Consider the following 14,258-nt stretch of genomic DNA (forward strand, 5'->3'; position numbering starts at 1 on the left):
GCCGCAACAGCCGACAGCCGCAACAGCCGACAAGGGAGGACAGGATATGAGCGCCAGCGAATTCATCCCCGAGGGCGCGGATCTGGCGACCTTGCGCGCGGCGTCCTGCCGGTGCCACGGCTGTGACCTGTACAAGCACGCCACCCAGACCGTCTTCGGCGAGGGGCCGGAGAGCGCGAGCGTGGTGCTCGTGGGCGAGCAGCCCGGCGACCGGGAGGATGTGGCGGGCAGCCCGTTCGTCGGACCGGCCGGGCGGCTGCTGGATCGCGCGCTGTCCGAGGCGGGTATCGATCGGGAGACGGTGTATCTGACCAACGCGGTCAAGCACTTCAAGTTCACCGAACGCGGCAAGCGCCGCATCCACCAGCAGCCCGGCCGGACCGAGATCACCGCGTGCCGGCCGTGGCTCGAAGCCGAACTGGAACGGATCGAACCGGACCTGGTGGTGTGCCTGGGCGCCATCGCCGCGCAGTCGGTCATCGACCCGAAGTTCCGGGTGAGCAAGCAGCGCGGTGAGGTGGTGCCGCTGGGGGCCGGCCACGCCGTGGCGACGGTACATCCGTCGGCGGTACTGCGGTCTCCGGACCGCGACGCCGCCTACGCGGACTTCCTCGCGGACCTGCGTGTCGCGCGGGCCGCCATGCGATGACGGCCCGCCGCCTATTCCAGCGCGGCTCCCAGCAGCAGCCCCGCCCCCGCGGACGACAGTCCCAGCAGGATCGCCAGCATCGCCACGTGCACGGTCCGCAGCCGCCCGCCGCCGCGGGTGCGTGCCAGGTGCACCCAGGCGATGGTGGCGACTGCGGTGGCCGCCAGGTGCAGCCAGACAAGGTGCCGCAACAACGAGGTCGACGCCTCCGAACCGGGCGGGGCCTCCGGGTGTGGATTTTCCAGCTGGTTGCGAACCAGCTCCGACATCGCGGTCATCACCATCTCGGGCACGCCCCTTCCGTGGCCCGTACGGGCCGGCTTCGGCCCGGTGGTATCGGGAGGGTTCCACGCTCCGGCCAGGGCAAACATCGAGCATCGCGGCTCGGCCGGAGTCCTTCGCGGGCAGGTGCGGACCCGTTACCCGGCGGGGGCGTTTCGCCGAGCGGAGCGACCGGCCCGCACGCTGTAGGCTGACCCGAGCACGCGATCCGTTCACCTGCACAAGCGGGTTGGGCGCCGGTGTCGTACGCCTTCGACAATGACGTCATCGCGTCCGCCGATGCTGCCGTATTCGCGTCCGCAGGGACCGACAGTGAGGATTACCAGAACGTGGGCAAGCTCGAGAACTTCTCCACTCGCAACGGGGGTTTCCGCGATGTCGTGGTCACCGCGGTGGAGATCACGACGTCGATCGGCGCCGACACCGACAGCAGCTGGCAAGGCCTGCTGTCGGGCGAGAGCGGGATCAAGATGCTGACCGACCCGGAGGTCACCGAGGCCGGTCTACCGAACACCATCGGCGGCAAGCTCGTTCACGACCCGACCACGGATCTGGACCGGGTCCGCAAGCGCCGGATGTGCTACGTGCAGCAGATGGCCTACGCCATGGGCAAGCGCCTGTGGGCCACGGCCGGGGAGCCCGAGGTCGACAAGGACCGTCTGGGCGTGTGCATCGGCACCGGCCTCGGCGGCGCCGACACCATCGTCGACGCCAACGACGCCATGCGCGCCGGCGGCTACCGCAAGGTGTCGCCGTTCGCCGTGCCGATGAGCATGCCCAACGGCGTGTCCGGCGTCGTCGGCCTGGACATCGGCGCGCGGGCCTGCGTGGTCACCCCTGTCTCGGCGTGCGCGTCGGGCAACGAGGCGCTCGTGCACGCCTGGCGCACGATCATTCTCGGCGAGGCCGACATGATGGTGGCCGGTGGTGTCGAGGGCTATATCAACCCGATGGCGATCGCCGGTTTCACCATGGCGCGCGCGTTGAGTTCGCGGGTCGACGAGCCCGAGCGGGCCTCGCGTCCGTTCGACCGCGACCGCGACGGTTTCGTCTTCGGCGAGGCGGCGGCGCTACTGGTACTCGAGACCGAGGAACACGCGCTGGCCCGCGGCGCGAAGCCGCTGGCCCGCCTGCTCGGCGCCGGACTCACCGCCGACGGCTACCACATGGTCGCGCCCGACCCGGAGGGCCTGGGCTGTGCGCGGGCGATGCGCCGGGCCATCGAGACCGCGGGCGTCACCGCCGCCGACGTCGATCACGTCAACGCCCACGCCACCGGCACCTCGATCGGCGACCTGTCCGAGGCGAAGGGCATCACCGCCGCGATCGGCAGCCACCCGGCGGTCTACGCGCCCAAGTCGGCGCTGGGCCACTCGGTGGGCGCGGTCGGCGCGCTGGAGGCGGCCATCTCGGTGCTGACGCTGCGCGACCAGGTCATCCCGCCGACACTGAACCTCGAGAACCAGGACCCGGAGGTCGATCTCGACGTGGTGCGCGACAAGCCGCGCTACACCAATGTCGAGTTCGTGATGAACAATTCGTTCGGCTTCGGTGGTCACAACGCCGCGGTGCTGTTCGGCAAGTACTGAGTTCGAGTACCGGTTCCGCTCGCCGGGTCGTCAGCCGGCGGCCTCCGCCGAGGAGGCCGCCCGGGCTCGGCGGCGGCGCGCGGCGTCGAGGTCGGCGGGCTCGGGCGGCTCGGGGGCGCGCGACCGGTAGCGGTCCACCACCTCGGCCAATTCCGGTGACCAGCGCTGGATTTCGGCGCCGATCGGGCCCTGCACGTGCAGCTGGCACATCAGCCCGGCCGCCGTCAGCACGCAGCGCGCGAACGGGGTGTAGTCCGCGGGCATGGTCAGTTCGCGATTGACATTGGTCAGCCGCAGGTCCAATGCCCGCAGCACGCGCTTGCGCAGCCATCGAGTGGACAGCTGGAACGTCGGCGCCAGCAGCGGCTCGACGAACGGCTCGAGTTGTTTGCCCAGCGCGTCGACGTCGAAATCCCGTGCCGGATCGACGAATCCGTGTGTGCGGATGGCGGCGCGCAGTTCCGGGCCGCCGCCGTTGACCAGCGCCTCGCCGATGCCCGACACCGCGTCGAGGAAGCCGTCCGGCGGGAACGGCGTGCAGGCCCCGAAATCGACCACGCCCAACCGGCCGTCGGGCAGCATGCGGAAGTTGCCCGGGTGCGGGTCGCAGTACAGCAGCCCGGTCCGCTGCCAGGCCGACAGCACGAACCGCAGCACCAGCATCCCGGCCCGGTCCCGCTCGGCCTGGGAACCGGAGGCGATCAGCCGCGGCAGGGGCACGCCGTCGAGCCACTCCGAGACCACCACGTCGCCCTGCTGGGCCACCACCCGCGGGATCTGGAAGTCCGGGTCGTCGGCGTAGGCGGCGGCGAAGGCGCGCTGGTTGTCGGCCTCGGCGACGTAGTCGAGTTCGGCCCGCACCGACGCCGCCAGCGCCTCGGTCAGCGATTTGATGTCCGCGCCCGGCGCGAAAACCGGTGCCAGCGCGGAGATTCGGCGCAACTCCTCGAGGTCGCCGAGCACCGCGGCCCGGGCGCCGGGGTACATGATCTTCACCGCGACCGGACGGCCGTCGTGCCAGACGGCCCGGTGCACCTGGCCGATGCTGGCCGCCGCCGCGCGCCGATCGTCGAACTCGGCGAACCGATCCCGCCAGTCCGCGCCCAGGCTCTCGGCCACCGCGGCGTGCACGGTGCGCGGCAGCATCGGCGGCGCGGAGTCCTGCAAGCGGCTCAGCGCGGTGCGGTACGGCTCGGCCAGCGCGGGCGGCAGCGCCAGCTCGTAGATGGCGAGCAGCTGGCCCAGCTTGGCCGCGCAACCCTTCAGCTCACCGAGCACCTCGAAGATGTGCTGGGCGGTGCGCACCTGGATCTCGTGCTCGATCTCGGCGGGCGACCGCCCCAGCGCCCGTTTGCCGACCCCGGCGGCACGGCGCCCGGCGAAGGCCACCGGCAGGGCCGCCAGCTTCGCGCTGCGAACCATCCTGTGCCCCGGCGGATTTCCGTCCCGGCGGGCACGGCCCCACGCGCGACCGGCGCCGGTGCGTTCGTTCTCCGGCCGGTCGCCGACGCGACGAAAAGACATCGATCACCCCATCGTGTGCGCAGCCCGCAACCATGCACGTGCAGTTCGGCACAGCACAGCTTAGACTGTCTGGGACGTAGCCGAAAAGTGTTCGTGGGTCAACCACATCGGTTTCAACCACATCGAAAGGGTTGAGAGATCAATGGGAGCGCAGACGGTCGTCGCCGATGTCGCCGACGAGTTGGCGCGCCGGGTGGCGGCGGGTGAGTACACTCCCGGCGACCTGATGCCCTCCGTTCGCCAGGTGGCCGAGGAATTCGCGATGAATCGCGCCACCGCGCAACTCATCCTGGGCCGCCTGGAGTCGCACGGGTTCGTCGAGGCGCACCGCGGCAAGGGTTTCACCATCCGCGACGTGCGCGAGCACGGCGGAGTCGAGGTGTACCGCAGGCTGTTCCGGCTTTCGCTGCCGCAGCCCGAGGTCGCGGTGGAGATGTTCCGTGACATCGTCACCATGCAGCGGCAGATCGTGATGGACGCGCTACTGGTCTACACCGCCGACCCGCACGGCGCCGACACCGCGGTGCTGGAGCGGGCCATCGACGATCTGGAAACCCTCGCCCGCCAGCCGGTTCCGAACCTGTCGGCGCTGTTCTCCGGGGAGCTGGCGCTGGTCCGCACGCTGCTGTCGGCGCTCGGCCACAGCATGCAGCGCGCGGTGCTCAACTCGATCGGCGAGATGATCCTCGAGGTGCCCGCGGCCGTCGAGTCCTATTACGCGGTGGGCCCGGATCTGCACGTGCTGATGTGGCGGGCGCTGGCGGCGGTGTGGGCTTCCGAGTCCGGCCCGTCGGATGCGCAGGTGGCGCTGTTCGAGGACCTGTTCGGGATGTTCCACGAGCGCGTCGTGGCCCATTTCGAGCAGGCGATGAGCCCGGGGGAAGCCCCCGCCGCGGCCACCGCTTGACCTCACCGCGGCTTCCCGTCGTTGGTAAGGGTTCAGGCACGGTTCACCTACATCTTGGCCCAACCCCGCGCGCGGTACCGCCGGTCTCGGTTACCGTCGAGTCGGCAGGGGGTTCGCGAGCACGTCCTCGAGGTATTCGCGCACCGCGAGTATCGCGCGCTCGGCGACCGTCTCACCGGGAAAGGTTCTGCGGCGCAAGGAGTTCGGTCGTGTCTGTTCGAAAAAGTTGTGGCGCTCTCGCCTCCGCGGCCGCGATCGCGGCGGCGGTCGTGTCGGCGGCCGGGACGCCCGCGGCGCAGGCGGCGCCCGGCGGCTGCCCGGATCTGTACGTGGTCGCCGTGCCCGGCACCTGGGAGACCTCGCGCGAGGATCCCCGGGAGGGAATGCTGTCGGCCGTCACCGACGGACTGCCCGGCAATATCCGCACCGACTACGTCAGCTACGCCGCGACGGCGATGCCGTGGGAGGGCGAGGTGTACGGCCGGTCCAAGCAGGAGGGTTTCGACAACGCGCGAAACCTGGTCGCGGACATGGGACGCGCCTGCCCCGCCACCCGGATCGCGCTGCTGGGCTACAGCCAGGGCGCCGACGCCGCCGGAGACCTGGCCGCCCAGATCGGCACCGGTCTCGGGGTGGTCCCGCCGGACCGGGTGGCCGCGGTGGGCCTGCTGGCCGACCCACGCCGCTCGCCGACCGATCCGATGGTCGGCCCGCCGGTGCCCGGCGCCGGCGCGGGCGGACCCCGGATCGGCGGATTCGGCTGGCTGACACCGCGGGTGCGGAGCATCTGCGCCGTCGGTGACCTGTACTGTTCCACGCCCGACGACGACTACGCCACCCGCATCGCCGGGTTCTTCGCGCAGCTCTCCGCGCCCGATCCGGGCCTGGCGAACCGCTATCAGCAGGAGGCGCAGTCGATCATCAACGATCTGATGGCCGCGGGCGGGCTGCCGATGTTGCAGAGCCAGTTCACCGATTCCGCCAACGAGCAGCGCCGCCAGGAACTCGAGGAGTTCTACAGCTCGAAGGTGCACCAGGAGTACGCGTCCTACGTCGTCGACGGCAACGGAGCCACCGCGACCGGCTGGCTGCGCCACTGGCTGCTCGACGCGGCACGCTGAGCACCGGCTTCCGAAAGTCCTCAAATTCACCAAACGGACCTTCCCCAGGTCCGATATCTCGTACGCTACCGACCGGTAACGGGTAGTTGGGGTGGGTTTGCGAAGGAGGGCTCGGTGATGCAGCGGATGGGTGGCGGCGCTGACCGAGGCCGACGAATTGCAGGTGGCTAGCATGAGCGGAACAAGCACGGCAACCGACACGGTGTCGTCGCTGCGAGAACGACTGATAGATGCGACAATCCAACTCCTCTCGACGGAGGGGCTCGCAGCGCTGACGGTGCGGCGGGTCTCCCGGATATGTGATGTATCGACCATGGCGATCTATTCGAATTTCAGCGGCATGCCCGGCCTGCTGCGGGCGGTCGGCTCGGTCGGCTTCGCGCAGCTCAACACCCGCCTGTCGGAGTGCGCGATCAGCGACGACCCGATCACCGACATCCTGGTGCTGGGCTTCATCTTCCGCGACGAGGCGCTGCACAAGCCGGAGTTGTTCCGGCTGATGTACGCCACCGAGTCGCCGAAGGCGGAGGTCAAGCTCAACCGCGGCAATATCCTGTCCGGTTCGGGCGACTCCGATTTCGAGAACTTCGCGGAGAGTTTCGACCATGTCGTGCGGGCGACCCAGCGCGCGCTCGATGCCGGGCTGATCCGGGCCACGAACGCGCGGGCGGCGGCGGCCCAGTTCTGGACGGGCCTGTACGGGTTCATCCAGCTGGATATGGCCGGGCTCTACGGCGACGAGGGACTGACCGAAGTGCTGCTGCCCTCGATCGTCAACATCCTGATCGGGATGGGCGCCGAACCGGCGCGCGTACAGCAGTCGGTGACGCGGGTCGCGCAACTGGTGCTCTCGCCCAGCCAGGACCCGGTCACCCTGACCTGACCGCGCGATGCTCAGCGGGGCGGGCGCAGCTTCGCCCCGGCCCGCTGGAGCCGGGCCATGAAGCGTTCGGCGAAGCCGTTGCGCTTGGGCAGCAGGCCCAGTTGCAGCAGCAGTTCGTTGAGGTCCCAGGTGGCCTTGCTGCGCCAGATCAGCTCGGACCGGAACTGCCAGATGTCGACCACCAGCAGATCGAATTTCTTTCCGGTGGCGGCGAATCCGGGCGGGTCGATGGGCCCGAGGTGGGTGCCGCTCATCCGCCACGGCACGATCGCCGCCCGGTTGTCGGCGGTGAGGGTGGGTTCGAAGACCAGGTCGTAGGAGACGTCGGGGAACGAGCGCACGGTGTCGCCGACGAATTTGGCCACCCCCGCGCGGCCGACGATCAGCGCTTCCTCCGAGGGGTCCAGCCAGCGTGTGTCGGTGGTGACGCACGCGGCGACGGCGGCGGGGTCCCCGGTGTTCCAGCCGGCGATGTAGCGATCGACGAAGGCCCGCAACCAGTCCCGGCCGGCGATCGGCTCGGCGCCCGGGTCGAGCGTGAATTCACCGGAGTGCATGGGCGCGAAAGTACACCCATAACAATGTCACAGGGTTGATAACGATGTAATCGGTGGCAATGACGGTGTTATCGGGAATTTGCGTTCTCGCGGCGCTCCGGCGGCGGCGTGGACAAATAACGATGTCAGGTGGCGATAACAACGTCAGGGCACTGCGCCGGGATCGCGCAATTCCCGCCCGTCATGCCTACTTGCACTGTCCACCAAGGACTTTCGACGAAGTTGGCCCCCGGCGTCGAGCATCGAAACTATGCTGTCCCACTGTTCCGGGAAATACTCGGCCGCACAGTCTTACCGCCGCGCACCGGTCGGTGCAGATATTCAGAGGACCGCGCAATGTCCGATGCAGCAATCGTCGGGATCGGCTGCCGCTTTCCCGGTGGCATCGATGATCCGGCGTCCTTCTGGGATTTTCTGATCCGACAGGGTGACGGCATCGTCGAGGTCCCGCCGGACCGGTGGAGCCTGGACAAGTTCTACGATCCCGACCCGGAGGCGCCGGGCCGCATGTACACCCGCCACGGCGGGTTCCTCGCCCAGTCGCTGTGGGAGTTCGACGCGGACTTCTTCGGCATCTCCCAGCGCGAGGCCTCGATCCTGGACCCGCAGCAGCGGCTACTGCTCGAGGTGGCGTGGGAGGCACTCGACGACGGCGGCATGGCCGGGCGCGTCGGCGGGCGCGACGTCGGCGTGTTCGTCGGCGGATTCATGATGGACAATGCGGTGGGACGCAACGTGGTCCGGCATGCCATCAACAGCCACACCCCCACCAGTTCCTCGCATACGCTGCTGTCGGCGCGCATCGCGTTCCTGCTCGATCTGCACGGTCCGACCATGACGATCGATACGGCGTGCTCCTCGTCGCTGGTGGCGCTGCATCAGGCGGTGCGGGCGCTGGCGGACGGCGAATGCGAGTCGGCCATCGTCGGCGGCACCAACGCCATGCTGCAGCCGGAGACCTTCATCTCGATGTGCAAGGGCCGGTTCCTGGCGGTCGACGGCCACTGCAAATCGTTCGACGCCGCGGCCGACGGCTACGGGCGCGGCGAGGGCGCCGGCGCGGTGATCCTCAAGCCACTCGACGCCGCGCTACGCGACGGTGACCGCGTCTACGCGGTGGTGCGCGGCAGCGGCGTGAACCAGGACGGCCGCACGCTCGCCATCCCGGTGCCCAATCCCGTTGCCCAGGAACACCTCGCGCGCCGCGTCCACACCCAGGCCGGGATCGCGCCCGAGGAGATCGGATTCGTCGAGGCACACGGGACGGGCACGCCGGTCGGCGACCCGATCGAGCTGACGGCGCTCGGCCACGTGTACGGCGCGGTCGCCGGGCGCGCCGAGCCGCTGCCGGTGGGCTCGCTGAAGAACAATATCGGGCACACCGAGGCGGCGGCGGGCGTGGCCGGGGTGATCAAAGCGGCGCTGACGGTCTACCACGGCACCATCGCCCCGCAGGTGCGCCTGGACAATCCGAATCCCGACATCGACTTCGACGGCCTGCGGCTGCGTGTGCCGATGGCGCCCGAGCCGCTGCGCCGGCCGCTGGTCGCGGTCAACAGCTTCGGTTACGGCGGCACCAACGCGCACGTGATCATCGGTCCCGCACCGGATTCCGGCGCGGTGCCGCCACCGCGGCCCGACACCGGCACCGTCACCGGACGGGCCACGACAGCGCTGCGCGCGGGCCGCACCGACCCGATCGTCGTGCGGGGCAACGCCCCCGGTCTGCCGATCTTCCCCCTGTCGGCGCGCAGCGAGACGGCGCTGCGGGCGCTGGCCGCGGAACTGGCGGTCGACCCCGAACCCGTGGACCGTCTCACCGCCGCGGCATGGGTGCGGCGGGCACATCATCCGCTGCGGGTGGCATTGCGCTACACCGACTCCGACGATCTGCGCGCACAGCTGGCCGAGTTCGCGGCGGGCGGCGGGCAGGTCCCGGCGCGGGCGGTGACCGAGGGCAGTACCGATCCGGTGTTCGTCTACAGCGGCATGGGGCCGCAGTGGTGGGGCATGGGCCGGGAACTGCTGCGCGGCGACGGCCCGGCGGCCACGGTAGCGCGCGAGGTCGACCGGGAGTTCGGCAAGCTCGCGGGCTGGTCGATCCTGGACGAGATGCTGCGCGCGGAGGCGGAATCCCGCATCACCCGCACCGAGATCGCGCAGCCCGCGAACTTCCTGCTGCAGACCGCCCTGACCGCGGAACTCGCCGAGCGCGGCATCCGGCCCGCGGTGGTGGTGGGCCACAGCGTCGGCGAGGTCACCGCCGCGTACGTGTCCGGCGCGCTCACTCTCACCGAGGCGGTGACGGTCAGCTACCACCGCTCCCGGCTGCAGGCCACCACCGCCGGCAGCGGCGCGATGCTCGCGGTCGGGCTGTCCGAGGCCGAGACCCGCGAGCTGCTCGCCGACCTCGACGGCGTGGACGTCGCCGCGATCAACAGCCCGTCGGCGGTGACCCTCGCGGGCCCGGCGCCGATCCTGCGCGATGTCGCCGAAAAGCTCACCGCGGACGGCGTTTTCGCCCGCATGCTGCGTGTGGAGGTGCCCTACCACAGCCGGTTGATGGACCCGATCCTCGACGAGCTGCGCACGGCGCTGGCCGCGTTGTCCGCCCGCGACACCTCGGTTGCCGCCTACTCCACGGTGACCGCCGCCGCGGCGACAGCACAGGATTGGGACGCCGAGTACTGGTGCCGCAATGTGCGCGAGCCGGTCCGCTTCGCCGACACCGTCGAGGTCCTGCTCGGTGCCGGGCACCGGATCTTCCTCGAGGTCGGGCCGCACCCGGTGCTCAGCGGCAGCATCCGGGAGATCCTGCTGCAGCAGGGCGGTGCGGGCGCCGCGGTGCCGACCCTCGCCCGCGGCGGTGACGATCGGGAGAACCTGCTCACCGCCGTCGCCGAGTTGTACCGCGCCGGGGCACTGGACAGCGAGCGTCTCCCCCGCCCGATCGATGCCACCGCACCACACACCGGGCTGCCGCGCTACCCGTGGCAGCGGCGGCACGTGTGGGCGCAGGAGCCCGAGACCCGGCTGGACCGGCTCGGCACCCCGGACGGTTACGCCATGCTCGGCGACCGGATCGCGGCGGCGGCGCCGGAATGGGAAGTGTCGCTGTCGGTGACGAATCTGCCGTGGCTGCGCGACCACGTGGTCGCGGGGGCCGTGGTATTGCCGGGGGCCGCCTATCTCGATGCCGCGCTCAGCGCGATCGCCGCCCGCACCGGCCGGGACAGCTTCGGGCTCGAATCCGTCGAGTTCGTCAACCCGCTGGTGGTCGACGAACACGACGTTCCGGTGCTGCGGATCGGGGTGGAGGAGACGACGCGGCGGTTCACGGTGCGGTCGCGGACGGCGACCGGTGCGGACTGGACGGTCAATGCCTTCGGGCGCCTGGTCGAGGCCGATGTCGACGGCAGCGGCGTCGACATCGCCGTCCCCCCCGGCGCCGCGGAGATTCCCGCCGACACGCTCTACGACAGCATGGCCGCGCACGGGCTCACCTACGGCCCGGCGTTCCGGCTGCTGCGCACGGTCCACGTCGGCCCGGACAGTGTTGTCGCACAGGTGGATACGCCGCCGCACGATGCCACACACCGGCATCTGGCCCATCCCGCCGTGCTCGATGCCGCACTGCAGTGCTTCGCCGCCCTCTACGCGGCGACCGTCGCCCAGGACGGCGCGGCCGACCCGGATGTCGTGGTGCCCGCCGCTATCGACCGGGTGCGGTGGACCGGCCCGATTCCGGCCGACCCGGTGGTCGTGGTCACCCGCGATCCCGCCGACGCGCTGCGCGCCGACATCCGGATCGCCTCCCCGGCGGGCGCGGTGGCGCTCACGCTCACCGGCGTGCGGTTCGGCACGCTCACTCCGCGCCGCCCGCTGTCGGATCAGCTCGACGAGCTGTACTACGAGCCGGTGTGGGGGATCGTGTCCGACACCGCCGAGGCCGCGCCGCCACCGGCCCTGAACGAGGAGGCGCTGGTGGTGGTCAATCTCGGCGCCGAGATCTCCCAGCGCGCCAAGGAGATCGCCAGCACCCGGCCCAGTGAGCTGGTCACCGTCGGCGAGCACGCCGCCGCGCTCGGCACGCCGCAGCTGATCGACCTGCTGCACGGCGGCCTCGCCCGCCCCGGCGTCGAGCGGCTGCGCCTGGTCGTCGTCGCCGGGTCCGATCTGGACGGCATCCACAATGTCGACGGCCTGGCACAGGTCGCCCGGGCGGTGAAACAGGTACTGGCGCTGGACGATACGTCGCCCGATGCCGCGCCGGGCACCCCGCGCGAGATCCGTGGCATCGTCGTCACGGAGAACGCGCTGTGCCTGCCGATCGACCGCTTCGCCCGCCTCGAGCACGCCCCGCTGGCCGGTGGCCGCCGCGAACTGCTCAACGAGCTGCCCGCCGCCGGGTGGCGGCTGGTGGACACCGAGCCCGCCACGGCCGCCGCCGACGTCCTGGAACAGATCTACGCTGACACCCTCACCGACGAGGTGGCGCTGCGCGCGGGGGCGTGCTGGACCATCCGCTGGCGGCACACCCTCGGCGGCCATCTGGCCCGCTGGGCGGCCCCGGCGCCGCTGACCGATCCCGAACGGTCCTACTGTCTCGACATTCCGCGGTCGCGGCTGTTGCCGGAGCTGGCGCTGCGCACCACCGAGCGAATCGCGCCGGGCCCGGAGGAGATCGAGATCCGCATGCAGGCGGTCGGTCTCAACTACAAGGACACGCTGAAGGTCCTCGGCGTGCTCACCGAAAAAGAGCTCGACGGAACGTTTTTCGGCACCGAGATCGGCATGGACGGCTACGGCGTGGTGGAACGCGTCGGCAGCGCCGTCACCGGCATCGCGCCCGGCGACGAGATCTCGGTCGTGGCGCCGGGCATCGTGCGCCGCTTCGTGACCCTGCGCCCGGACACCGGCGCGACCACCGCGATGGACATCTTCCCGCCGGGCGCGTTCGACCCGCTGCACTGCACCTCGGTGATGCCGCTGTTCACCGCCGAGATCGGGCTCGGCGAACTGGCGCGGGTGCGGCCGGGTGAGACGGTGCTGGTGCACGGCGCGGCCGGCGGCATGGGCATGGCCGCGGTGCAGGTGGCGCTGCGTATGGGCGCGACGGTGATCGCCACGGCGGGCAGCCCCGAACGCCGCGAACAGGTGCGGGCGCTGGGCGCCCACGAGGTGCTCAACTCCCGCTCGGTCACTTTCGTCGACGAGGTGCTGCGGCTGACCGGCGGCGCGGGGGTGGATGTCGTCTACAGTTCCGCGCCGGGTGAGATCCTGCAGCAGAACTTCCGTGTCGCAGGGGAATTCGGCCGCATCGTCGATATCGGCAAGGCCGACATCTACGGGTCGGGCGCCATCGACCTGCGGCCGTTCGACCGCAACCTGTCGTTCTTCGCCGTCGATATCGACCGCATCCTGGCGCATCGGCCCGAGCAGGTGCGCCACGCCGCGCGGCGGGTGGTGGACGCGATGTATCACGGCGAGTACCGGGCGCTGCCCAATACGGTATTCGGTCTCGACCGGCTCACCGAGGCGTTCGAGACCGTGGCCCGCTCGGCCCAGGTCGGGCGCGTCGTGCTGGATCTGCGCGCGGAACGGCCCGCGGTGCGTCACATCCCGCGCGAGCCCGAGATCGACCCGGGCGCAAGCTATCTCGTCACCGGCGGGTTCGGCGCCTTCGGGCTGGCGACCGCGCGCCACCTGGTGCGCCGCGGGGTCCGGCACCTGGTGCTGGCCGGTCGGCGCGGCGCGACCACCGCCGCCGCGCGCACGCAGCTCACCGAATTCGCCTGCGCGGGAATAGATGTGCGTGAGGAGCGGGTGGATGTCGCCGACTACGACGCGGTGGCCGCGCTGGTCGCCCGCATCCAGGCGAGCGGTGCGCCGCTGCGCGGGGTGATCCACGCGGCGGGGGTGGTCAACAACACCGAGATTCCCGAGGTCACCCTCGACTCGCTGCGGGAGATCTTCGAACCCAAGGTGCACGGCGCGCTGCACCTGGATCGCGCCACCACCGCGGCGGGGGTGGAGCTGGACTTCTTCGTGCTGTACTCCTCCGCCAGCGGCATCGCCGGGCTGTCGCCCCAATTGGGTTATGCCTCGGCCAATTCCGCGCTCGACGCGCTCGCCTGGACGCGGCGCGCCCAGGGCAGGCCCGCGGTGTCGGTGGACTGGGGGTTCATGCGCGGCGACGGCGGCATGGCCGACTCGCGGGCGGTGTCGCGGTACGCGGAGATGACCGGATACGGCTCGCTGGACATGGATTTCGCGACGGTGCTGCTGTGGGAATGCCTGCGCCTGGACGTGCCACAGTGCGCGGTGCTCGATATCGACTGGGCGCAATGGGCACTGGCGCACCGCTCCTCGGCGCGCGCCCCGCGATTCGCGGAACTGGTCACGGCGGCGGGCGGCGGCGCGGGCGGCACCGGCGCGCTGCGCGCCGAGATCCTCACCATCGACGCCGAGCAGCGCGGCGAGGTGGTGGCCTGGCTGCTCGCCGAACAGCTCGCGATCGTGCTCGGCGTCGACGCCGACATCGTCGACCTCGACACCCCCACCAGCGAACTGGGCCTGGATTCGCTGATGGCGATGGAATTCGGCGCCCGGGTGGTCAAGAGCCTGGGCGTGAAGATGTCCGTGCTGTCCATCGGCGCCGGACTGTCGCTGGGCGGGCTCGGCGCCAAGATCGCCGCGCAGATCGCCCAGGAAGAAGCAACGACCGAACCGACGGCACCGTGAGG

General features: G+C 70.8%; 8 protein-coding genes and 1 pseudogene. 6 read left to right on the forward strand and 3 right to left on the reverse strand.

Features of this window, described 5'->3' with window-relative positions:
• Window positions 1–25 precede the first annotated feature (25 nt).
• Window positions 26–649, forward strand: a pseudogene (locus NWFMUON74_RS17230) (UdgX family uracil-DNA binding protein); the annotation flags it as partial.
• A gap of 11 nt (window positions 650–660) precedes the next feature.
• Here NWFMUON74_RS17230 and NWFMUON74_RS17235 read toward each other — a convergent pair.
• Window positions 661–942: a hypothetical protein gene (locus tag NWFMUON74_RS17235; RefSeq protein ID WP_187688780.1), complete on the reverse strand. Its 282-nt coding sequence runs from the start codon at window positions 940–942 to the stop codon at window positions 661–663.
• 318 nt (window positions 943–1,260) lie between these two features.
• Between NWFMUON74_RS17235 and NWFMUON74_RS17240 the strand changes: the two genes are divergently transcribed.
• Complete coding sequence (locus NWFMUON74_RS17240) at window positions 1,261–2,520, forward strand: KasA/KasB family beta-ketoacyl-ACP synthase (protein ID WP_187688781.1); 1,260 nt, start codon at window positions 1,261–1,263, stop codon at window positions 2,518–2,520.
• A gap of 30 nt (window positions 2,521–2,550) precedes the next feature.
• Here the strand turns inward: NWFMUON74_RS17240 and NWFMUON74_RS17245 are convergent, their stop codons facing one another.
• Window positions 2,551–4,044, reverse strand: coding sequence for an ABC1 kinase family protein (locus NWFMUON74_RS17245; RefSeq protein WP_232111080.1), 1,494 nt, complete (start codon window positions 4,042–4,044; stop codon window positions 2,551–2,553).
• 142 nt (window positions 4,045–4,186) lie between these two features.
• On the opposite strand from NWFMUON74_RS17245, the gene NWFMUON74_RS17250 reads away from it, so the two are divergent.
• The 3 genes from NWFMUON74_RS17250 (at window position 4,187) to NWFMUON74_RS17260 (ending at window position 6,955) form a co-directional block, all read left to right on the forward strand.
• Window positions 4,187–4,951, forward strand: coding sequence for a GntR family transcriptional regulator (locus tag NWFMUON74_RS17250; protein WP_187688782.1), 765 nt, complete (start codon window positions 4,187–4,189; stop codon window positions 4,949–4,951).
• Between the two features lie 209 nt (window positions 4,952–5,160).
• Window positions 5,161–6,072 (forward strand): cutinase family protein, encoded by a 912-nt coding sequence (locus NWFMUON74_RS17255; protein WP_187688783.1) that lies wholly within the window; start codon window positions 5,161–5,163, stop codon window positions 6,070–6,072.
• Between the two features lie 172 nt (window positions 6,073–6,244).
• Window positions 6,245–6,955: a TetR/AcrR family transcriptional regulator gene (locus tag NWFMUON74_RS17260; protein ID WP_187688784.1), complete on the forward strand. Its 711-nt coding sequence runs from the start codon at window positions 6,245–6,247 to the stop codon at window positions 6,953–6,955.
• A gap of 11 nt (window positions 6,956–6,966) precedes the next feature.
• Here the strand turns inward: NWFMUON74_RS17260 and NWFMUON74_RS17265 are convergent, their stop codons facing one another.
• Window positions 6,967–7,512, reverse strand: a complete 546-nt coding sequence (locus NWFMUON74_RS17265; protein ID WP_187688785.1) for an ester cyclase — start codon at window positions 7,510–7,512, stop codon at window positions 6,967–6,969.
• A 336-nt stretch (window positions 7,513–7,848) separates the two neighbouring features.
• On the opposite strand from NWFMUON74_RS17265, the gene NWFMUON74_RS17270 reads away from it, so the two are divergent.
• Window positions 7,849–14,256 (forward strand): type I polyketide synthase, encoded by a 6,408-nt coding sequence (locus NWFMUON74_RS17270; RefSeq protein WP_187688786.1) that lies wholly within the window; start codon window positions 7,849–7,851, stop codon window positions 14,254–14,256.
• Window positions 14,257–14,258 lie beyond the last annotated feature (2 nt).

The organism is Nocardia wallacei, assembly GCF_014466955.1.
GTDB lineage: Bacteria > Actinomycetota > Actinomycetes > Mycobacteriales > Mycobacteriaceae > Nocardia > Nocardia wallacei.